Source organism: Nonlabens dokdonensis DSW-6 (assembly GCF_000332115.1).
Classification (GTDB): Bacteria; Bacteroidota; Bacteroidia; order Flavobacteriales; family Flavobacteriaceae; genus Nonlabens; species Nonlabens dokdonensis.
In genome coordinates this window covers 3007510-3029580 of record NC_020156.1, presented here as the reverse complement: position 1 = coordinate 3029580, position 22071 = coordinate 3007510, and the positions used below count along the sequence as shown (strand labels likewise).

At 35.0% G+C, this 22071-nt stretch carries 17 protein-coding genes; 10 read left to right on the top strand and 7 right to left on the bottom strand.

Translation table 11 applies throughout. The features are described 5' to 3' along the window. Nucleotides 1–24 precede the first annotated feature (24 nt). The 5 genes from DDD_RS13215 to DDD_RS13195 all read right to left on the bottom strand — a co-directional run bounded on the left by DDD_RS13215 (nucleotide 25) and on the right by DDD_RS13195 (nucleotide 5550). Nucleotides 25–900 carry a rhomboid family intramembrane serine protease gene (locus tag DDD_RS13215; protein ID WP_015363413.1) on the bottom strand — a complete coding sequence of 292 codons (876 nt, stop codon included), beginning with the start codon at nucleotides 898–900 and terminating at the stop codon, nucleotides 25–27. A gap of 2 nt (nucleotides 901–902) precedes the next feature. Next, nucleotides 903–1565, bottom strand: a complete 663-nt coding sequence (locus tag DDD_RS13210) for a rhomboid family intramembrane serine protease (RefSeq protein WP_041567168.1) — start codon at nucleotides 1563–1565, stop codon at nucleotides 903–905. Further along, entirely contained in the window at nucleotides 1566–3398 is a 1833-nt protein-coding gene (gene mutL / locus DDD_RS13205) for a DNA mismatch repair endonuclease MutL (RefSeq protein WP_015363410.1), read from the bottom strand. Between the two features lie 8 nt (nucleotides 3399–3406). Beyond that, nucleotides 3407–3688 carry a hypothetical protein gene (locus DDD_RS13200; protein WP_015363409.1) on the bottom strand — a complete coding sequence of 94 codons (282 nt, stop codon included), beginning with the start codon at nucleotides 3686–3688 and terminating at the stop codon, nucleotides 3407–3409. A 242-nt stretch (nucleotides 3689–3930) separates the two neighbouring features. Then, nucleotides 3931–5550, bottom strand: coding sequence for an ABC-F family ATP-binding cassette domain-containing protein (locus tag DDD_RS13195; RefSeq protein ID WP_015363408.1), 1620 nt, complete (start codon nucleotides 5548–5550; stop codon nucleotides 3931–3933). Nucleotides 5551–5690: 140 nt separating this feature from the next. Between DDD_RS13195 and DDD_RS13190 the strand changes: the two genes are divergently transcribed. Beyond that, nucleotides 5691–7154, top strand: a complete 1464-nt coding sequence (locus DDD_RS13190) for a redoxin domain-containing protein (protein ID WP_015363407.1) — start codon at nucleotides 5691–5693, stop codon at nucleotides 7152–7154. Nucleotides 7155–7238: 84 nt separating this feature from the next. Here DDD_RS13190 and fsa read toward each other — a convergent pair whose 3' ends face one another. Further along, complete coding sequence (gene fsa / locus DDD_RS13185) at nucleotides 7239–7895, bottom strand: fructose-6-phosphate aldolase (RefSeq protein ID WP_015363406.1); 657 nt, start codon at nucleotides 7893–7895, stop codon at nucleotides 7239–7241. A 105-nt stretch (nucleotides 7896–8000) separates the two neighbouring features. Between fsa and DDD_RS13180 the strand changes: the two genes are divergently transcribed. After that, nucleotides 8001–8840 (top strand): SUMF1/EgtB/PvdO family nonheme iron enzyme, encoded by an 840-nt coding sequence (locus DDD_RS13180; protein ID WP_015363405.1) that lies wholly within the window; start codon nucleotides 8001–8003, stop codon nucleotides 8838–8840. A 222-nt stretch (nucleotides 8841–9062) separates the two neighbouring features. On the opposite strand, the gene DDD_RS18035 is transcribed toward DDD_RS13180, so the two are convergent. Further along, nucleotides 9063–9233 (bottom strand): hypothetical protein, encoded by a 171-nt coding sequence (locus DDD_RS18035; protein ID WP_015363404.1) that lies wholly within the window; start codon nucleotides 9231–9233, stop codon nucleotides 9063–9065. 133 nt (nucleotides 9234–9366) lie between these two features. Here DDD_RS18035 and DDD_RS13175 point away from each other — a divergent pair, with 133 nt between their 5' ends. The 8 genes from DDD_RS13175 (at nucleotide 9367) to DDD_RS13140 (ending at nucleotide 21981) form a co-directional block, all read left to right on the top strand. Then, a complete protein-coding gene (locus tag DDD_RS13175; protein ID WP_015363403.1) occupies nucleotides 9367–10053 on the top strand; it encodes a DUF2490 domain-containing protein in 687 nt (228 codons plus the stop codon). A 22-nt stretch (nucleotides 10054–10075) separates the two neighbouring features. Next, on the top strand, nucleotides 10076–10876 hold the full coding sequence (locus tag DDD_RS13170; protein ID WP_015363402.1) for a carbonic anhydrase family protein: 801 nt from the start codon (nucleotides 10076–10078) through the stop codon (nucleotides 10874–10876). A gap of 149 nt (nucleotides 10877–11025) precedes the next feature. Then, complete coding sequence (locus DDD_RS13165; RefSeq protein ID WP_041567167.1) at nucleotides 11026–11976, top strand: calcium/sodium antiporter; 951 nt, start codon at nucleotides 11026–11028, stop codon at nucleotides 11974–11976. A gap of 119 nt (nucleotides 11977–12095) precedes the next feature. Then, nucleotides 12096–14282: a glutamine synthetase III family protein gene (locus DDD_RS13160; protein WP_015363399.1), complete on the top strand. Its 2187-nt coding sequence runs from the start codon at nucleotides 12096–12098 to the stop codon at nucleotides 14280–14282. Nucleotides 14283–14514: 232 nt separating this feature from the next. Then, complete coding sequence (locus DDD_RS13155) at nucleotides 14515–15957, top strand: T9SS type A sorting domain-containing protein (RefSeq protein WP_015363397.1); 1443 nt, start codon at nucleotides 14515–14517, stop codon at nucleotides 15955–15957. Nucleotides 15958–16038: 81 nt separating this feature from the next. Beyond that, nucleotides 16039–19035, top strand: coding sequence for a SusC/RagA family TonB-linked outer membrane protein (locus DDD_RS13150; RefSeq protein WP_111474791.1), 2997 nt, complete (start codon nucleotides 16039–16041; stop codon nucleotides 19033–19035). Between the two features lie 2 nt (nucleotides 19036–19037). Continuing rightward, nucleotides 19038–20516 (top strand): RagB/SusD family nutrient uptake outer membrane protein, encoded by a 1479-nt coding sequence (locus DDD_RS13145; protein WP_015363395.1) that lies wholly within the window; start codon nucleotides 19038–19040, stop codon nucleotides 20514–20516. Then, nucleotides 20503–21981 carry a hypothetical protein gene (locus DDD_RS13140; protein ID WP_015363394.1) on the top strand — a complete coding sequence of 493 codons (1479 nt, stop codon included), beginning with the start codon at nucleotides 20503–20505 and terminating at the stop codon, nucleotides 21979–21981. The genes DDD_RS13145 and DDD_RS13140 overlap by 14 nt, the downstream gene beginning before the upstream one ends. Nucleotides 21982–22071 lie beyond the last annotated feature (90 nt).

Genomic DNA, 22071 nt, shown 5'->3' with positions numbered 1-22071 from the left:
GAAACTAATAAAAATATTTATAGGCTACTTATCGTTCCCAGCTTTAAAAAGATAGTCCTTTTCAGCTTTAGATAGTGATTCATAACCGCTAGATGAGATCTTGTCTAATATCGCATCGATCTTTGCTTGATCTGTCGCAGCAACTTTTGATGCCTTTGTTTGAGAAGTTTTCCCTTTATAAACCGTTTTCATCTTGGCTTTACGCTGTGATTTAGGTTTTTTAGGACTTGACTTAAAAAGATTCACGATATAATCTCCTGTTTTTGAAAAACCTTCAAGAACATCAATCCCACTTCTCATACGAGTGGCTGCATAATAGCCTACAGCAGCACCAGCTAAGTGGGCAAGACTGCCGCCAGTATTCACCTGTAAAGCAACCATAACGAGATTAGAAGCAAGAAAGAAGTAAGCAAAATATTTTAATTTGATATTTACAAAAATCAAACGAAACTCAGACTCTGGAAAATAAGTACACGCAAAAAAGATCAAGGCAAAAACTCCAGCGCTTGCACCTAATAGCAAGTTACCTCTGAAAAAATCTGGTAGTAATCCAGTAGCTACCACAAACGAAATAGCACCTGCTAAAACTCCTAAAAAGAATAATGTTAGGAACTGCCTTCCTCTAAAAATGTTAAGAATATACCTTCCTGCTATATGGATACCAAAAGCATTACCTATAAAATGAAACAAACCATCATGAAGAAATCCATAGCTTACCCAACTCCATGGTTGTAACAAAGCAGGTAAAAAACCATTAGGAAGAACAATTTGTAAATAAGCTGGAGCATAAGCATAACTCAATATCCAACCTAGCAGTGTGGTCGCAAATATTACAGTAATGAGTTTACCACTTGTATCAAAAACGGCGTATTTTGCTTTAAATTGATCCCAAACGTTCATAGTTAATTTATTCTGTATTCGTCCATATCATTTCTCTTCCAGTACCAGATCATTATAAAACCAAACAATGCTCCACCTAAGTGAGCAAGGTGACCAACATTTTTGGCACTATCAATATAGCCCAAGGTAGCAAGTAATTCTTTGATCATATAAAACCCTATCAAATATTTAACTTTTATAGGAATTGGGATAGGAAACAAAACCAGCGTACGATTAGGAAATAAATACATAAATGCAGCCATGACTCCGTAAATTGCTCCACTTGCTCCTACGGAAGGTCTATAATATCCATCATTCATAAACTCTGCAGTGTCAAATAAGAAACTATAATAATCTACTGCGGTAACAGTTAAAAACGCTCCAATACCACACATTAAATAGAAAAAAAGAAAACGCTGAGAACCCATCCATTGTTCAATTGCTGGAGCTAGAAAAACTAAAAACAACATATTATAGAGAATATGTGTGTAGTCTGACAAACTGTGCATAAACATGTGAGTGAGCGGCTGCCAAACCTGAAAATTAGGATTGTCAATGAACCACAAAGCAAATGTTTCAAAAAAGAAAGGCGTTAGATCACGCGCTAGAAAGGCCATTCCAACAAAAATTACAACATTAAGAATCAATAAATTCTTAACCATAGGTGATAATCTGATATTGAACATCTAATTAAATTTTGAGTTAAGACTATCTCCTGATAGATTTATAAATATTTTTTTGCCTGATGCGGTAATTTCAGGCTCTTTGCAAGCAAACAATTCATCCACTAGATTTTCCATCGCTTCTTTGGTTAGCGCTTCGCCTGTTTTAATAGACATAGAAGCCGCCATGGTTTGTGCTAGTCCATCAGCTGGAGAATAGCTGTATTCTGGTACATCTTCTTGCTCCTTTGCTATAACCGCTTCAAGTACAGAAGGAACATCTTTTTCTTTCAACTCCAGAGGTAATCCTTCAATCTCAACTACATTGTCGTGTAAGCTTTTGAATAAAAAACCAGTATGCTCTAGCTCGTCTTGAAGCTGGAGTAATATAGAAACCTCTTCAGCAGGAAGGTTTAATTTAATGGGAAATAATAATTGCTGGCTTACTCCATTTTGAACTGTAAGCTGTCGCAATAATTTTTCATACAACACACGCTCATGTGCTCTTTGCTGATTAACTACTAATAAACCACTACTCAAAGTACTGATAACAAACTTGCGTTGCAATTGAAAAATGTTGCGCTGTTCTACTTCATGCTTTTCAAACATAGAAGAAGTTACCTGCTCTTTTTCTGACTCGTCTATGAGTTTAGAGCTTTCTTCAATTCCCGCATACAATGATTCCCATGGTGCAGCAGCTGGTTTTTGAAAACTTTGAGTTCTTGTGTTACTCACATTACTTTTCTCCTGCTGGAACGGATTGAAATCTGGATCAACTTCTATCCTGGGAGAATTGGAAGTTTTATTTTTTGCCACCTCATAAGGTACCTCGTATTGCTTTTCTTGATGAAAGTCAATAGAATTAATCGTGAATTGACCTAATGCATGTTTAACACTTGCCCTTAGAATAGCATACAAACTGTGCTCATCGTCAAATTTTACTTCCGTTTTTGTAGGGTGAATATTGATATCCACACTATCGCGAGGAACAGTCAAATACAGAAAGTAAGCTGGATTTGACTTTTCTTTTAATAAACCATCAAATGCACTTAGCACTGCATGATTCAAATAGTTATGCTTTATAAATCTTCCATTCACAAAGAAGTACTGCAATCCTCTGGTCTTTCTTGCAAATTCAGGTTTACCGATATACCCTTTGATAGACATGAGCTCTGTTTCTTCTTCTACAGGTACAAGTTTTTCATTAGTCTTACCACCCATAATACTCACAATACGCTGTCTATGAGTACTTTTTATTAGGTTGAATAAGGAATTATCATTATGAGAAAAACTCATCGCAACTTCTGGATGTACCATCGCTACTCGATGAAATTCGTCGGTAATATTGCGCAGTTCTACTTGGTCGGATTTTAGAAATTTTCTTCTCGCAGGTACATTGTAAAATAAATTACGTACGCTTATCATGGTTCCTTGTGAGGAAACAACAGGTTCTTGCTTTGTTACTTTACTACCTTCTATTTCTAAAAGTGTCCCAAGGTCGTCTTCTTGTCTTTTAGACTTCACAGAAATTTGAGAAACTGCTGCAACAGATGCTAATGCTTCACCTCTAAAGCCTTTGGTGTGTAAGTTGAAAAGATCATCTGCATTTGAAATTTTTGAAGTGGCATGTCGTTCAAAAGCCATGCGAGCATCTGTCATGCTCATTCCTTTACCATTATCAATTACTTGAACAAGTGTCTTACCTGCATTTTTAACTATAAGTTGTACTTGTGTTGCACCAGCATCAATGGCGTTTTCTAATAATTCTTTGACCACACTAGCAGGTCGTTGAACAACCTCTCCAGCTGCAATTTGATTTGCAACGTGATCTGGTAATAATTTTATTATATCTGACATGAAGTCAATTAGAATCTAAAAATGGATAAATCAAAGTCTATAATCCAGAGAAAAATGAGTACAAGAATCGAAATAATAATGAGTAACCTTCTTTTTACTACAGCATCTGCGCCGTGCTTTAAATCTTGCATGGCATTTCCAAACTTACCTTTTAAACCTACGTTTTGAACTGTTGTACGCTGGTCATCAAATTTGTGTTTGATTTCAAATGGTTTACTTCCAGTAGTGTTTTTATAATACCTTGGTTCGTAATCGTATTTTTTGTTCTTTCTGCGACCTATTATTCCCATAATCTCTGGTGTTTTACAAATTTAATCATTCCTCTCATGATTAAAGCAAAGACTGTTCCTAATATAAAGTGAAAATAAAATAACTACAACAACCTTTATAGTCATAGCGGAAATTTCCCCAAGTCCCATTGTCCTTAGGACATTTCCCAAAAAGGGGAAAATGGATGGAGAAATTTATAAACCTTTAATAGCGCAGCATGCAAAGTATCTTGGATGCAGAGACTGAAAACTTAAACGGTAAACTAGACCGTATACATTTTATTCCTAAGCTCTCTTACAGTTTTATCGTCCATGTACTCTTCAAACGTGGTGTAACGATCTATAGCACCGTTAGGAGTAAGTTCTATAACTCTATTACCTACCGATTGAGCAAACTCATGATCATGAGTAGTGAGCAATACTGTTCCTTTGAAGTTTTTTAAACTGTTATTAAAAGCCTGAATAGATTCTAGATCTAAGTGGTTTGTAGGTTCATCTACCATTAGTACATTAGCTCTTTTCATCATCATACGAGAAAGCATACAACGTACTTTTTCTCCTCCAGAAAGAACTCTTGCGCTCTTCAACGCCTCTTCTCCAGAGAATATCATTTTACCTAAAAAACCTCTTAAGTAAACCTCTTCTCTCTCTTCTTCTGTTTGTGCATACTGTCTTAACCAGTCTACTAGATTCATATCTACGTCAAAGAACTCTGCATTGTCCACTGGTAAATAACTTTGAGTGGTAGTAACACCCCAATTAAATTTACCAGAATCTGCTGTAGCGCGATCATTTAATATATCATAAAACAAAGAGGTAGCACGACTATCTCTTGAGAATAAAATGACTTTATCACCTTTAGCAAGATTGATATCAATGTCTTTAAAAAGAACCTCTCCATCTATAGAAGCAGTAAGCTTTTCTACATTTAAAATCTGGTCACCTGCTTCTCTATCGCGATCAAATATGATGGCTGGATAACGTCTAGAAGAAGGCTTGATCTCAGAAATATCAAGCTTATCAATCATTTTCTTACGAGATGTAGCTTGTTTAGATTTGGCAACGTTTGCGCTAAATCTAGCGATAAATTCTTGCAGCTCTTTCTTCTTTTCTTCTGCCTTTTTGTTGGCTTGCTGGCGCTGTCTTGCAGCCAATTGAGAAGATTCATACCAGAAGGTATAATTTCCAGAATACTGATTGATCTTACCGAAATCTATATCGGCGATATGAGTACATACCGCATCTAGAAAGTGTCTATCGTGAGAAACCACAATGACGGTGTTTTCATAATTAGCAAGGAAATTCTCTAACCACGTGATGGTTTCATAATCTAGATCGTTAGTAGGCTCATCCATTACAAGAACATCTGGAGTACCAAAAAGTGCCTGCGCAAGAAGCACACGTACTTTGAGTTTGTTATCCATATCACCCATAAGAGTGTAATGATACTCCTCTCCTATCCCAAGATTAGAAAGTAATGAAGCAGCACTACTGTCTGCATTCCAGCCGTCCATTTCTTCAAACTTTACTTGAAGCTCACCTATTTTCTCTGCATTTTCATCAGTATAATCGGCATAAAGCGCATCTATTTCTGTTTTTAATTTATGCAAAGGCTTGTTACCCTTAAGCACGGTTTCCAGTACCGTATCTTCATCATGCGCATTGTGATCCTGCTCTAGAACAGACAGTCTTTTTCCAGATTCCAGATGTACGTGACCGCTTGTAGGATCCATTTTGCCCGTAAGCATCTTTAAAAATGTAGATTTTCCTGCTCCATTTGCCCCTATGATACCATAGCAATTGCTCCCGCCAAATTTTGCATTTACCTCATCAAATAATATACGTTTACCGAATTGTACCGATAAATTAGAAACCGTTAACATAAATTCAATTTTGAATTTGCAAAAATACTGATTCTTTAGTGTTTAAAAAGAACTCTTTGCTATCAATTTAACAGTGCCTTAACTTGACAATTAAAGCAATAAGCCTTTTTTTGTTTTAATCTGAAATTTGTATCGTTTTTATGTTTGATATTATATCGCTTTCGCGAAAGCGTAACCATTACATTTTCCCTGCTACATTACTTATAGGTTGTTTGTTACTTTTAATAGGTTGTGAGGAGAAAACGACGAGTAAAACCACGTCGATTTCTATAGCAGGAAAAATAATCAATCCTATTACAGATTATGTGGTGATTAGAAACTACATAGATATTCAAGATACACTGCAACTGAACGATAAGGGTGTTTTTGATAAAAAATATAAAAATATTGCCACCGGATTCTACACTTTTGTTCATGGAAATGAATACCAATCCATTTACATAGGTCCTGGAGATTCTTTGAGATGGAGACTAAATACCAAAGCTTTTGATGAGTCCCTCGCTTTTACAGGAGCCACTTCTAAAGAAAATAATTATTTGATTAAATTATTTCTAGAAACAGAAACAAATAATAGAAAAATATTAAGCGAGTACCAGCGTGAACCTATAGACTTCAAAAAAATGATTGATAGTCTTACTGGTGCTACAATTAAACAATTGAAGAAAATCGCTAAGGAAAATAATTTTACTGATGATTTTGTAGAAGGAACAGAGCGTATTATTGAGTTTAATTCTTGGACCAGACTAGAACGATATGCTTATACGCACTTTGGTAAAAACGAAATTTTAAAAAGTGATTTTTTACCTTCAAATTTCTATGCACACCGCCACAAGCTAGAATTAAATAATACGGAGTTACTTAACAAATACACTTATAGGCCTTACATAACTTCTTTAGTCTCCAATATAGCTTTATACAATTGCGCATTAAAACATGGTAGCGGGAAACTGGTAGATCGCAACGGCTTTGAATACAGAAGTGAAAAATTAAACGTTATCGATAGTCTCTTCAACAATGAAACTTTAAAAAGTCTTTTTGCTGGAAATGAAACTAGAAACTTTATAAGAAGTAGAAAAAACATTGCCGAAATCAACAAACTTGTAGATCAATTTTTAGAACTGTCTGAAGATGAACAATTGAAAAATGAGATTACTAAAATGGCAGCCACTTATATCAATTTAGATCCTGGGAATAAACTTCCTGATTTTGAATTGTATACATACGATCAAAATACCACGCAGCTATCAGATCAAGTTAAAGGTTTGAGTGTGTTATTTTATTGGTCTGATAAAAACGAGACTTATGCGCTGCGTATTCATAAGTTAGTTAACGGATTAAGATCTAAATATCCTGAAATTAACTTTATAGGAATTAACCTCGATGATCCTAAAAGCAAAACATGGAGAGAAGCCAGTTCAAAGTTTGGGTTCAATGAGTCTTCAGAGTTTCAACTAGTAGATAATCAATCTATAAGCAAGCAGCTCGCTTTAAGAAACGAAAACAGAAGTATGTTAATAGGACCTGAGTTAATCATTCTAGATCCTAATATCAATTTATTTCATTATAAAATAGAAACCACCTTGTTGGGATATTTAAGCAGATAATAATTTCAATCACTGAGAATAAAAAAGAGCTTTTTCTAACCGAAAAAGCTCTTTTTTATTCTCAGTTTTATAAGAAGGTTAGTTCTAAGAATTTCCTTTTTTATAATCTGCTAGGAACTTAGCAAGTCCTATATCAGTAAGTGGGTGTTTTAATAATCCTTCAATAGAAGAAAGAGGACCTGTCATCACATCTGCTCCTAATTTTGCACAGTCTATAACATGCATGGTATGTCTTACAGAGGCAGCTAGAATCTCTGTTTCAAAACCATAATTATCATAAATCATTCTTATTTCTGCAATGAGGTTGAGTCCATCAGTGCTTATGTCGTCCAGTCTACCTATAAAAGGAGAAACATAAGTGGCTCCAGCCTTGGCAGCAAGAAGTGCTTGCCCTGGACTAAAGACTAAAGTTACATTTGTTTTAATTCCTTTATCAGTAAAATATTTACATGCCTTGACACCATCCTTAATCATAGGTAGTTTTACAACTATTTGTTCATTAAGAGCTGCAAGCGCCTCACCTTCTTTGACCATGCCATCAAAATCGGTAGAAATAACCTCGGCACTTACATCGCCGTCGACTAATTCACAAATCTTCTTGTAATGGTTGATAATATTTTCTTGACCAGTAATCCCTTCTTTTGCCATAAGCGACGGATTAGTGGTAACTCCATCGAGAATTCCCATGTCTTGAGCCTCGGCGATCTGATCTAAATTTGCGGTATCTATAAAAAACTTCATCGGTAAATATTTACTGTTTAACTAATTTCTACAAAAATGAAGATTACAATTGTTAATTATTTACTTTTGAATGTTTTTTTTGCCTTTAGTTTTTAACATACTACCATGATGACCAAAATTACAAAGTACTCGATTGTAATAATTTTACTAATATCACTTACAAGCAGTTGCGGTTTATTTCAATCTGTTGATGCAAACGATCCTTATCAAGAAGATCCTTCAACGCCTCCAGGAACTATCATGCTCACTGAAGATTTATACATCGATCGTGTACCAGTCACTAACTTGATGTATAAAGAGTTTTTAAGCAATGTAGAAAACTACTGGTCTCTTGAAAAACATGAAAAACTCAAATCATTTCCTAGATACGATGTTGATAAAGACAGTGTTTTTATTCCATGGACGGGAAACACCAGACTTTTAATGGAGGTAACCCATCAAGATCCTCGCAAGATGATAACTACTAAATTGAGTATGGGTAATTACACCAGCAGTCCATTCTTTCAATGGCATCCCGTAGTTGATATTTCAAAAGAACAAGCGGAATTATATTGCCTGTGGAGAACTGATCTAGCTAACTCTGTTTATGCTATCAAAAGTAAAAATAAATCTCAACGAGCTAGATTCCCTTATAAAGTGAAATATAGACTACCTACTCAAAGAGAAGTCGTAGCTGCACAAAATAAATTAGAACGAGAGTTCAAATTAACCAAGTATCAAGATCAAATTTATGCCTATACCGGCGATTTCAGTTTATTTAGAAGAATGCAAGATGATCAAAATCAAATGACTATCATGGAAATCAAAGAAATCGCTAAAGATGGTGTCTACAATTCCTTACTAGATCGCAAGCTCGAATATTACGATCAAGAAGAGTTAAAAACTGGCTTTAGATGTATTTGTGAAATTCTGGATGAAGATGATGTCGTCGCGCTTGACGATTAGCAAGTTTACTTCTAACAACATAAACTGATCAATTTATAGACTTTTCCATTGCCGTTTCAAAAGCTCAACACATCTATGCTTGTGTCTTCACATTAAATGGCGTGAAGTTGATACCTACTATTCATGTAATTGTTTTGCCTGCTTTGCTTGATTAGCCTCTATAATTATCCTTCAATTTAAAAGAGTCTCTTGCGTCATTATTTACTACGAGCTATTTTTTTTTTATAACATAGACGCTTTTGCAAAGTGTTCTATGACATCCCATTTCAACTTGTTACTCCATAAAGTTAGTTTTTGATCTCGCTTTCGCGAAAGCGAGAACCTAAAATCTTTTCCTTTAAAAGAAAAATATGGAATACATATGACGGTATAGAATGTGAAAATACTGTTCAAAAATCTGTTTTACAGATGTTTAAGCATTCGTTGAGAGCTATTTAAAATTATAACAATTATTTATGATAGTAATACTATTATAAAAGTGAGTATTACTTTAAATTTGCGCTATCGAATTTTAAAAAACATCAAATTGAAAAAACTAATTCTCATTATAATTATTCTTTCCAGTAGCATCAGTATTGCGCAACTTGAAAGTTCTCAAACGGGCGCATGGTATATGTATTTTTACAATGCTAAGTTTAGTAATTCTAATTGGGGAATTCAAGGAGATTTTCAATACCGAGACTGGCAAGGTTTAGGAGATATGGAGCAACTACTTTTGAGATCAGGAATCACTTACAGTCCTGATAATTCAAATATTACATTCACTGTAGGATATGCTAATATTACAACAGGGGAATTTGGCGAGTCAGACGATACCAGTGGTGAAAACAGAATCTATCAAGAAGCTTTATTACCTCAAAAATTAGGAGAACGTTTTTACATCACACACCGATTCAGGTACGAGCAACGTTTTGTAGAAAACCAAGATTTTAGAACGAGATATCGCTATAACCTATTTTTAAACGTTCCTATAAATCAAAAAGATTTATCTAAAAATGCCATCTATATCGCGTTATACAATGAAATTTTTATAAATGGTCAAACTGAAATAGGTGATGGCAGAGAAATAGAATTATTTGATAGAAATCGTACTTATTTAGGTGCAGGATATGCGCTCACTAACAAATTGAGATTACAATTGGGCTGGATGAATCAAAAAACAGTAAACTGGGGCAAAGGCCAGCTGCAGTTCAGTTTACATCATACATTTTAACAACTAACTTTAAATAAAAAAAATGAAGAAAACGTTTCAATTATTTACAACTGCATTAATCATGACTGGATTAGTCGCTTGTAATGAAAATACAGAAAATGAAGTAACAACAGAAGAGATTCCTACTGTTGCTGTTAAAGAATTAGAAAAACCTGTAAAAAGCATCTTAACAGCCGAGGATCAAGCTGACATGTCTCCTGCAGAAATAATTGGCAGATTGAAAAAAGGGAATGAAAACTTTGTAAATAATAACCTAACCAGAAGAGATCATTCTGCACAACGTGTAGAAGCGATGTTAGGACAGTATCCTAAGGCTATAGTGTTATCATGTGTAGATAGCCGTGTACCAGTTGAGGATGTTTTTGATTTAGGTATAGGTGATATATTTGTAGCGCGTGTTGCAGGAAATATTGAGAATGAAGATATGGTAGGATCGATGGAATTTGCTACGGCTGTTGCTGGTTCTAAGGTTGTGATAGTTATGGGGCATACCTCTTGTGGCGCCGTTAAATCTACTATTGATAAAGTGGATGCAAAATCTTTGAATATGAATTCATTAGCTGCTTTACTTGAAAAGATCGAACCTTCTATTACTGGAGTTGAAACTGATGGAGAGCGTAAATCTACTAATACTAAATTCACAAACGATGTTATTGAAAAGAATGCCATACGAACTGTACAAGATATAAGAGACACGTCTCCAGTCATGGCACAAATGGAAGATAAAGGTGAAATAATTATAGTTTCAGCAGTTTATGACATGGAAACTGGGAAAGTTACATTTCATGATCACCACGACCATAATGGTAATCATTCTCATTAAAATCTTCCCTCTATTAAATTTAAAACGCCCTAATCTGGGCGTTTTTTCTTTTACTCTAAGGTAATTAAATGGTTAGAAAGAATTGATGTTATCTTCAATACAGAATATTAATTATTGATACTTTTACAATCTTAAAACAGTTGAAATTCATGAGTCTTTTTTATCTAATTATAGGATTGGTGCTTCTAGTAATCGGTGGTGAGTTTTTAGTGCGGTCTTCAGTAGGATTATCTCTAAAACTAAAGTTGTCAAAAATGATCATCGGTCTTACGGTAGTATCTTTTGCCACTAGTGCGCCTGAACTTATCGTTAGCATACAGTCTGCTTTAGATGGTTTATCCGGTCTTGCATTAGGCAATGTTATAGGTTCTAATATCGCAAACATTGCTTTAGTATTAGGAGCTACGGCACTTATTGCGCCTCTAGCCATAGATAAAGACTTCTTTAAATTTAATTGGCAGTGGATGATGGCTTTCAGCGTCCTATTATATGTGTTATTACTTTCTGGAAATAACTTGGTACGCTGGGAAGGATTTGTATTATTAACACTTTTGATCTTATTCATTTTTCTTTTATTAAGAAGAGCTCGTAAAAAGCCAGACGCTATAGAAATAGAAGAAGAACTTCAAGAAGCCGTATGGTGGAAGATTATTATGTTCCTCATACTCGGTGGTCTCGCTTTATGGCAAGGTAGTGAGCTACTCGTAAAAGGAGCTGTAGATATTGCAGCAAGCCTAGGCATTCCAGAAAGTATTATCGCAGTATCGATGGTTGCCGTAGGAACGTCTGTTCCAGAGCTAGCAGCATCAATAATTGCAGCATTAAAAAAAGAGAAAGCCATTTCATTGGGTAATTTAATTGGTTCTAATATCTTCAATATAGGTTCTGTTTTAGGAATAACTGCGATTATTCAACCTATTCAAATTGAAGAAAAAGGAATGGGTTTACTCAACAACGACATTTATTGGATGTTGGGAATCGCCTTTTTATTACTTCCTATGGCATTTATACCTAAAAAATATGAGATTTCCAGATTTAAAGGCATCGCTTTCTTAGGAGCTTACTTACTTTTTCTTTATTTAGCTTTTTCAACCCTATAAAAATTAGGGTTTGTGCATTAAATAATTATTAATTTTAATACTTGACCTATAAAATTTTAGGGTACTAATAAATTAATACATTACTTTTGCAGCATCTTATAATAAAAAAACATATAACGATGTCTACATTAAGATTTCAAGCTTTAAAAGAAACTTTAGATCGCAAAGAAATAGCAGTAAATGAACCTGCTAGAAGAAGCGATATATTCGGTAAAAACGTTTTTGACAAAGCGTCTATGCGTCAGCATTTGAACAAAGATGCTTACAAAAGTGTGCAAGATGCTATCAATAATGGAAGCAAAATAGACCGTAGCGTTGCAGACCATGTTTCTACAGGAATGAAGGAGTGGGCTATCCAAAATGGTGCTACTCACTACACGCACTGGTTCCAGCCATTAACAGGTGCAACTGCCGAAAAGCATGATGCATTTTTTGAATTGGAAATGGACGGTACGGTTTTAGAAAAGTTTGGTGGTGGACAACTCGTTCAACAAGAGCCAGATGCTTCTTCTTTTCCTAATGGCGGAATAAGAAACACGTTTGAAGCTCGTGGTTACACCGCTTGGGATCCTACATCTCCTGCATTTATTATGGGAACAACTCTTTGTATTCCTACTGTATTTGTAGCTTATACAGGTGAGGCACTTGATTATAAAACACCTCTTTTAAGATCTTTGCAAGCTATCGATAGTGCTGCAACAGATGTTTGTAAATATTTTGATAAAAACGTAACTAAAACAGTAGCTACTTTAGGTTGGGAACAAGAATACTTCCTTATCGATAGCGCGCTAGCAGACTCACGTCCAGATTTACAATTGGCTGGCCGTACGTTGTTAGGTCACTCTTCTGCAAAAGGACAGCAATTAGACGATCATTATTTTGGCGCTATTCCTACTCGTGTATTGAATTTTATGCGTGATATGGAAACAGAATGTATGCTTCTTGGTATACCTGTAAAAACTCGTCATAATGAAGTAGCTCCTAATCAATTTGAGCTAGCTCCTATTTTTGAAGAAGCAAACCTTGCAGTAGATCACAACTCCTTATTAATGGATGTGATGAGAAAAGTTGCAGCGAGACATTTCTTTAAAGTTCTATTCCATGAAAAGCCATTTGCAGGTGTAAACGGATCTGGAAAACACAATAACTGGTCTCTTGCGACAAATACAGGTGTGAATTTACTTTCTCCAGGAAGTACACCTATGAAGAATTTACAATTCTTAACCTTCTTTGTGAATACCATCAAAGCGGTACACGATCATGAAGAATTGATTAGAGCAACTATCGCAAGTGCATCAAATGATCACAGACTAGGAGCAAATGAAGCGCCACCAGCAATTATATCTGTTTTTATAGGTTCTCAATTAACTAATGTTTTAGACGAACTAGAAAAAGTCACCGACGGTAAACTTTCTCCAGAAGAAAAAACAGACCTTAAATTAAACGTAGTGGGTAAAATTCCAGAAGTAATTCTGGATAATACAGACCGTAACCGTACGTCACCATTTGCATTTACAGGTAATAAATTTGAGTTACGTGCCGTAGGTTCTACTGCAAATTGTGCTAATCCAATGACAGTGCTTAATGCCATTGTTGCACAACAATTAATTGAATTTAAAGCAGAAGTAGACGCTCTTATAAAAGACAAAAAACTTAAGAAAGACGAGGCGATTTTTAACGTATTACGTGAATACATCAAGCAGTCTAAGAAAATTCGTTTTGAAGGAGATGGATATGGAGAAGCTTGGGAAAAAGAAGCTAAAAAACGTGGATTAAGTAATAATAAAACTACTCCTGACGCTCTTAAAGCAAAAGTTTCTAAGAAAAGCATCAAGCTTTTTGAAGATCTAAACATTATGAGCAAGATCGAGTCTGAGGCTCGTTATGAAATTGAGGTAGAAGAATATGCAATGCGCATACAGATTGAGGGACGTATCTTAGGAGATGTGGCACGCAATCATGTGATTCCTACCGCTGTTAAATACCAAAACAGATTAATAGAAAACGTAGTAGGATTAAAAGAAATCTACGGTAAAGATTTCAAGAAAATGGCCAAAGAGCAAATGATTCTTATTGAAGAAATCTCAGAACACATCGAGAAAATCAACAAAGGAATTACTGAAATGACTGATGCTCGTAAGAAAGCAAACAATGCAAAAGATGCCGAAGAAACTGCGGCACTTTATTGTGATGAAGTGAAGCCATACTTTGACGAGATCCGTTACCACTGTGATAAATTAGAATTATTGGTTGACGACGAAATGTGGCCCCTAACTAAATATCGTGAGTTACTTTTCACTAGATAATTCACTTTTATTTTATAAATTACAAAGCCTTAGAAAATTAATTTCTAGGGCTTTTTTAATAATTCCGCTTTCGCGAAAGCGGAATAATCTTGTATACTGTTAAAAACGATATCATACGTCACTACAACATGCACTATATCTAATTCATTAAATTAAACACAAAAAATCCCTCTAAATAAATTGGTTAGTTTTTATATCTATCGTAATTTTGAATCATTATAAATAACAAGCTATGAAAAAACTTTATTCTCTAAGTATCTTTGTAATATTATCAACTTTAGTTTATGGTCAGGCACCTACTCTAGTGCTTGATATAAATCCTGGAACTAGCAACGGATCACCAGGAGACTTAACCGTATTTAATAATTTAATCTATTTTGATGCAGATGACTCTTCTGGTACAAACACAGGCGGAACTGACGTAGGTCGTGAATTATGGGTAACGGACGGCACTGCCGCTGGAACTAGTCTGGTCGCAGATATTAGAACAGGTTCTGCTGGTAGTAGTCCGTTTAACTACTTCATATTTAATAATGCCTTATACTTTACTGCAAATGATGGCGCTTCAGAATTATGGACCTCAGATGGAACTGCTGCGGGAACAACTAAAGTAGATTTATTCCCTCTTATAGCTGGAGACGTCCCTAATAACGCCGTTGTTCTAGGCAATTCAGTTTTTTTAACTACAAATCAAAATGGTGTGAATAACCAGCTGACAGAATGGAATGGCACGACAGCAATTATTGCTCCAGATGCCGTCAATCCAACCGCGACGACTCTTGCTAGCGACTTAACATCTTGGAACAATTTGATATATGCGTATATGGAATACTCTCCAGATGAAGCGACTACTGGAAGAGAGTTATACACCTATAATCCTGCGACAGACACATACACTCTAGTTCTAGATATATCAGCAGGATCAGGCAATTCAGGAATTAGTAATTTTACGACTATCGGTACTAAATTATATTTTGAAGCATTAGGTAATTTATGGGAAACCGACGGAACTGCGGCTGGCACAATTGAAGTAAGTCAGGCTACTATTCAAGGCATAGGAAGTGTTAGAGAGTATGCCGCAATAGGTACTGATCTTTATTTTGAAGGTCTTATTGCTCCATCTTCTATAGATCAATTATTCAAGTATGATACTGTTGCTGGCACCATCATTCAAATAAGCTCCAACAGTATAGAAGATCATAATCCTAGTGATTTAATTGAGTTGAATGGTGTTATTTATTATGCAGGAGACAGCGATGTTGATAGTGCAAAATACTTACATTCTACAAATGGAATAACATCCACACAATTGAATGCTACTATAAAAGATGTGGATGACATGGTAGTTTATAACAATAAACTTTATTTTGAAGGTGAAGAGGATGGCGTGACAGGAAATGAACTTTTTGTTTTTGACCCAGCTACGGCATCTATTGAACAAGTTACTAGTTTGAATAGTATATCTATTTATCCTAATCCTACACGAGGTGCGCTTAATTTAAGCGGTGACACTTCAAATGTAAGTTCTTATGAAGTTTATGACCTTTCTGGTAGAAAAGTGTCTGGAGGCATTTTACAAAATGACCAAATTAACGACGATTTAAACAACGGTATTTATATTTTGAAACTAAATTCTATTGATCAAACCATTGCTCGCAAGTTTATTGTTGAGTAAGATTTTCATTATTAAAAAAGAGCCGTACTTCATTCATTTGTTTGCGGCTCTTTTTAATTAGTATCTTTACATTGTGACTTTATGAAAAAATTACTTTTACTATACATGCTTTTGATAAGCTGTTCTTTATCAGCTCAGAGTAGTCGTAACATTTCTGGAAAGGTAGTAGATGCAGCTAATAAAGAAGAGATTCTAGGTGCTACTATTTTTATTAAAGGAACTAAAAAAGGTGCAGTAACCTCTATGGACGGTACTTTTAATTACACTATAAAATCAAATGATATTAATAATGCCGTTTTATTAATATCTTATTTGGGATACAAATCTCAAGAAATTGTTGTGGGAGATAAGTCTGTCTTCATTATTGAATTAGAGGAAGAAATAGAATCTTTAGGTGAGGTAGTTATTACCTCTTCTTATGGAACTCAAAAAAGAAGAGAAGAAGTAGTAGGAAGTATAGCGTCTATTAAACCTAAGGAATTAGGACTGGAACAACCTGCTACAAGTATAGACGAGCTTCTGCAAGGTCAAGTCGCAGGGGTATTCATAGAAACTAATCCTAATTTAGGAGAACCGGTTAATATCAATATACGTGGTCAGGGAAGTTTAACACCTCTTAATAGCTCCCGTATAGGAACATCTACGCAACCATTAATCATAGTAGATGGTATTTTTTTAAGTGAAGAATTAGGAATAGACGGCAGTAGCTTTTTTGATGGAAATGGTCGCTTTGATGAAAACTTTTTGAATCCATTAGCAAGAGTAGGTATTCAGGATATAGAAAGTATAGAGATTTTAAGAGATGCCGCTGCGGTAGGACTTTACGGCGCAGATGCCGCAAACGGCGTTATTATAATTACCACTGCAAATGGAAAGAGTGGTAAAATTGCTTATAACGCCAGTGTACAGGCAGGTGTGAGTACCGCTTTTAATAGAATACAATACATGAACGGTGAGCAGTACAATGAGGTACGCAACCTATTCAATTTTAATAACGGCGATTTTAATTTAGTAACTCCTTGGAATGGTGTAAATACAGACTGGTTTGAATTATTAAATCAAACAGGAAGTTATCAAAGATATACGGCTGGAGCTAATGGTGGAGTTGGTGATTTTCGCTTTCGCGGAAGCGTCACCTACCAAAATCGTCAAGAATCACAAGTAGGTAATAGTTTTGATCAGATAAATGCATCTTTTGGTATCAACTATGAAGGTAAAAAATTCAAAGCTGCATTAAAAGTTGCTCCTTCTTTAATTACCAAAAACAACCCTAATACCTTATTTAATTTTGCCCTAGACCCTACTATTCCTGTAAGAGATATGAGTGGAAATTTTACACAAGTAGATTTTTTTGGTAATCCTATCGCAGCAATAGAACAAAATATATCTGAAGCAACTACCACAGCTTTACTATCAAGTGCGCAATTAAGTTATGAATTTAATGATCTATGGAGTGTAAGAACACTTGTAGGACTTGATTTTTCTAATAAAGATCAAGAACAGTTTTTTAATGGATTAAATGGCTCAGGTATAGATAGTAATGGCAATATAGGGCGTCGCAATTTAAGAGATAGGGATACTCGCAACTGGAACTGGAACTTTAATGTAAACTATAAAAATACGTTTAATGAGAAACACAATATTGAAGCTATTGCAGGTCTGGAAACCAGAGGGCAAAAAGCAGACTTCTCATTTTCAAGAGGTCGTGGTTTTGCTGTATTTGATAGACCTAGGCCTATAAGTGAGGCAGAAATCAGTGATTTTGATGAAGATATTCTAGAAAGTTATAATCGCTCCTTTTTTAGTCAGTTCAATTATGATTTTGATAAAAAATATTTCTTGCTTGCAAATTTTAGAATAGATCAGAGTTCAGCTTTTGGAGAAGATAATGATACTGCTTATAACGGTGGCTTAGGTGCTAGTTGGGTATTAACTAAAGAAGATATGCTATCATCTAGCACGTTTGTAGATTTTTTAAGGTTAAGAGTAAGTGGCGGTTTTACAGGAAATTCAAGAATAGGATCTTTCAGGTCTTTAGGTATTTATGAAATCCTATTTGACGGATCTGATAGGTTAAGATACGTCCAACCAGAAGAATCGGCGCCCAATTCTAACTTAGGTTGGGAACGCAACTTTAAGTTTAACGTAGGTGTTGATTTTAATTTTTTGAAAAAATACAGTGCAGTTGTTGAGTACTTTAAAGACGATATAAGCGACATGATCGTGCAAAGAGATGCCATACCAGAATCTGGTTATTCTAATATACAAATTAACGGTGCACGCATGCTTAATCAAGGAGTTGAATTAACACTTAACGCAAATTGGTTAAATACAGAATCTTTTTCATGGAGTACGTCCTTTAATCTAGCTACTTTAAATAATGAGGTATTAGATCTTGAAGGAACAGGATCTAATCAAAGTACAGAACAACAAGCACGAGCACAGCGTGTAGGAACTTCAACCAGCGCTTTTTGGGGTTTTAATTCATTAGGCATTGACCCTGCTACTGGTAGAGAATTATTTATAGTAGATGGTCAGGTGCATGATGCGCAATTTGTGAATGAGAATTTCACTTCAGCAGATTGGGAGATTATAGGAGATAGCCAGCCTGACGTTTATGGTGGTATGCGCAATAATTTTAAATACAAAAAAATTAATCTTTCCATTATTACAAGTTATAGTATAGGTAACGACATACTCATAGGAAGGGAATTAATTGATAATTATAATCAAATATCTAATAGAAATAACAGTGTAGATATATTTAACAATGCATGGCGTGAAGTTGGAGATGTTGCTGCTCTTCCTGTTGTAGCAATTAATCCTTCTGTAAGCAACTCTTCTAGGTATGTTTATGATGGATCAAATGTGCAACTTAAGGCAGTTACTTTAAGTTATAATTTTAATACCGAAGGCTGGAAAATACCTCTCAAAACCTGTACAGTAAATGTTAATGGGAGTAATTTATATTACTGGTTCTTTAATGATAGGTCTACAGGATCTAACGGCATCGCAGAACTAAGGAACAGCTATCCAGAAATGAGAACATTTTCTTTAGGAATTAACACAACTTTTTGATCATGAGAAAGATTATTTATTTCATCACCATTTTAATAAGCTTAAATAGCTGTAGTGACTTTTTAGAAGTCCAACCAGGTTTACTTGTTTCTGTTGATGAGCAACTTACTACAGAGACAGGTGTTGAAGAGGCTTTACGTGGCATGTATTTAGATCTAGAAGCTACAGTAACTTCTGAACGTGTGTTTATTTATCCCGATTTAATAGGCGGCAACCTTTCTTTCTCACCGGACCTAGATGCAACTCCTGAAGTAGATATTGATAATAATTTTACAAATTCTTACGAGTTTAATGATATGGCGATGGAATCAGAATTCCAGAGCACTTATGAAAGTTATTACAACATCATTAATCATATAAATATATTACTGTCACGTATTAATGACTTCAATTTCTTATCTACAGAAAGAATCAATCAACTGCAAGCTGAATTACTCACTTCAAGAGCTTACACGCATTACTTATTAAGTTTAAAGTTCTCACAACACCACGGTTTTACCTCAAATGGCAGTCATCTAGGCATTGTTTATAACACAACACCCATAGAGGTAGCAGTTGATTTTCCTGCGAGAGCAACCGTGGCAGAAAATTATCAATCTATGAAAACAGATCTGGATATAGCTTTACAATTATATACAGATGTTCCTTTTATAGATACTAGAAACCCTATAGGGTATTTTAATGAAATAAGCACTCGAGCTATTTATTCCAGAATCGCTTTACAAATGGAAGACTGGCAAACTGCCTTAGATCAATCTTCAAATGTTATCAATACCTCTGGCATTGTATTAACACCAGCGATAAATTATGTTGAACAGTGGCAAAGTGTAGATCGTATTAATGAAACGCTATTATCTTTCAATACACCACTAGCATCAGATAATAATGGAACAACATCTTCTATTCAAGATTTTTACTCTTATTCTAGTCCTACACTTTATGAGGAATATGTGGTATCTCTGGACTTAATAGAGCTATTTGAGCCAGGTGATATTAGGTCGCAATTATATAGCTTACAAAACATTCCTACACTGATTAATGGCAATCTAATTTCTCAAGATTACTACTTTACTACAAAATATGGATCTACATTATTAGATGATGTAAGAATAGCATCTTCTAGAATTAATGTAAGATTGAGTGAGATGTACTTAATAGCTGCCGAATCACAAGAACGGCTCTCACCTGGTAATTCACAATCTTTAATATGGCTCAATGATATACGCATGCGCGCAGGATTAGCCTCTATAACAAACACCAATAACGTACTAGAAGAAATATTTCTTGAAAGACGTAGAGAACTAGCAGTAGAAGGCTTTTTACTTTATGACATCGCAAGATTCAAAAGAGATATATTGCGTGATAATGGCTGTATAGCAAACGTATGCAATTTAAATTATCCATCTAATTTCTTTATTTTACCTATACCATTTGAGAGTATTGAGTTAAATCAAAACATGATCCAGAATGAAGGTTACTAATAAAATATTACTGATACTTGTAATGGCTGCTTTCACCTGTTGCGATACAGATGATAATACTGGATATAGTAATGATAACGGTCAGTTTGTTAGATTTTTCTTGCAATTAGACCGTAACAATCAACCTATTGAAGCGCCAGCTATAGCACCTACTACCCAGGCAATAAGTGAGTTCAATAAAAATGACGCTACAACTATTAAAATACCTGTTGCTCTTACATCTCAACCTGTGGAAGAAATAACTGTGGATTACTCAGTGCAATTGAATAACCTAAATAATATAGAGATTACTCCTTCTACTCTTTCCTTTTCTGGAACCCAACTTGTAGACACTTTGTTTGTTGAAGTAAATGAACGTTGGGACGCAAGTACTAACCCTAGTCTATTTATAGAATTGACAGAAGTAAGTGATGAAAACATAAAAATAGGAATGCCTAATGACGTGGCGCCTCTAGATCAACTTACTATAAATTTTAACCATTTAGAATTAAATTACTCCATCATTACTTCTCCTAATACAGTACCTGTAAGCGGTATTAACGGCGACTTTTATGATATTACTGTCGGTTTTCAAAATGGTTTTCTTTCTAGTGAAATAGACGGTATCGATCTACTTCAAGAAACTCAGAGTAATTTTAATTATACCATAACTCAACTACCTATTACTAATTCTAGAGAAATTACTTATAGAGTAACATTAGATCAAGATTTTACCGATGATGATTTACTCTACAAAACTAGTTTTGCACTTGCAGGAATTCCTAATTATAGCATCAATGGTTTTTCCACCATTTCTTTAAGTAGATTACCTATCACGCCTCGTGACATAAACCTCAATACTGCCTCTAATTTTTACAACACTGCAGATGCTTTTTATAGAACGTATGGAGTCAACTGGATGGATTTTAATGAAGACGGCATTTGTGAGTGGCGCGATTTTAATGCTTTTACTGTTCCAGTAGAAGTACCAGCAACAGATCCTAATGCAATACTAGGTGATGATATGGGCACGACAGACACCAGTGACGATTTGTATTACCATGCTTTTAGAATAGGTTTTGAGCCACCTAATTCTAACACTACAAACTCCTTTAACTTGCGTCGCTGGTTTACAAACGAGTCTACCAGTGCAAGCAACTCTCCTGGTTTCAATGTAAGTCCTGCACTAGAGTTTTTTCCAGATGAGATAACGCCTAGCTCTGGAATTGTTCAAGTCGTAGAACAAACTATTTTGATAGGGACAAGCGCTAGCAACGGTAGTATTAGTGAATTTATAGATATAAGCGGTAATGGAACTTTTAGCGAAATAAGTCCAGGCGTTTATGAAATAATATTAGATTTTAACGCTACTAATAATCGACTTTTTGGAGGAACGCGCACCGTAAGATACCATTTTTATAACACAAGTAATTTCTTAGATCCACCATTATTAAATGATGCCTGTTTTACACCACAGGCTTTGTAAAAAAATAGATTTAATAGTTATTTCGCTTTCGCGAAAGCGGAACATACTAAAATAAAACGCCTCATTAAAATGTAAGCAAACGCTCTATTA

Excerpts from the sequence above, each read along its gene's own strand:
- DDD_RS13215 (WP_015363413.1), bottom strand. The coding sequence starts at position 900 with ATGAACGTTTGGGATCAATTTAAAGCAAAATACGCCGTTTTTGATACA.
- DDD_RS13210 (WP_041567168.1), bottom strand. The coding sequence starts at position 1,565 with ATGTTCAATATCAGATTATCACCTATGGTTAAGAATTTATTGATTCTT.
- mutL (WP_015363410.1), bottom strand. The coding sequence starts at position 3,398 with ATGTCAGATATAATAAAATTATTACCAGATCACGTTGCAAATCAAATT.
- DDD_RS13200 (WP_015363409.1), bottom strand. The coding sequence starts at position 3,688 with ATGGGAATAATAGGTCGCAGAAAGAACAAAAAATACGATTACGAACCA.
- DDD_RS13195 (WP_015363408.1), bottom strand. The coding sequence starts at position 5,550 with ATGTTAACGGTTTCTAATTTATCGGTACAATTCGGTAAACGTATATTA.
- DDD_RS13190 (WP_015363407.1), top strand. The coding sequence starts at position 5,691 with ATGTTTGATATTATATCGCTTTCGCGAAAGCGTAACCATTACATTTTC.
- fsa (WP_015363406.1), bottom strand. The coding sequence starts at position 7,895 with ATGAAGTTTTTTATAGATACCGCAAATTTAGATCAGATCGCCGAGGCT.
- DDD_RS13180 (WP_015363405.1), top strand. The coding sequence starts at position 8,001 with ATGATGACCAAAATTACAAAGTACTCGATTGTAATAATTTTACTAATA.
- DDD_RS13170 (WP_015363402.1), top strand. The coding sequence starts at position 10,076 with ATGAAGAAAACGTTTCAATTATTTACAACTGCATTAATCATGACTGGA.
- DDD_RS13165 (WP_041567167.1), top strand. The coding sequence starts at position 11,026 with ATGAGTCTTTTTTATCTAATTATAGGATTGGTGCTTCTAGTAATCGGT.
- DDD_RS13160 (WP_015363399.1), top strand. The coding sequence starts at position 12,096 with ATGTCTACATTAAGATTTCAAGCTTTAAAAGAAACTTTAGATCGCAAA.
- DDD_RS13155 (WP_015363397.1), top strand. The coding sequence starts at position 14,515 with ATGAAAAAACTTTATTCTCTAAGTATCTTTGTAATATTATCAACTTTA.
- DDD_RS13150 (WP_111474791.1), top strand. The coding sequence starts at position 16,039 with ATGAAAAAATTACTTTTACTATACATGCTTTTGATAAGCTGTTCTTTA.
- DDD_RS13145 (WP_015363395.1), top strand. The coding sequence starts at position 19,038 with ATGAGAAAGATTATTTATTTCATCACCATTTTAATAAGCTTAAATAGC.
- DDD_RS13140 (WP_015363394.1), top strand. The coding sequence starts at position 20,503 with ATGAAGGTTACTAATAAAATATTACTGATACTTGTAATGGCTGCTTTC.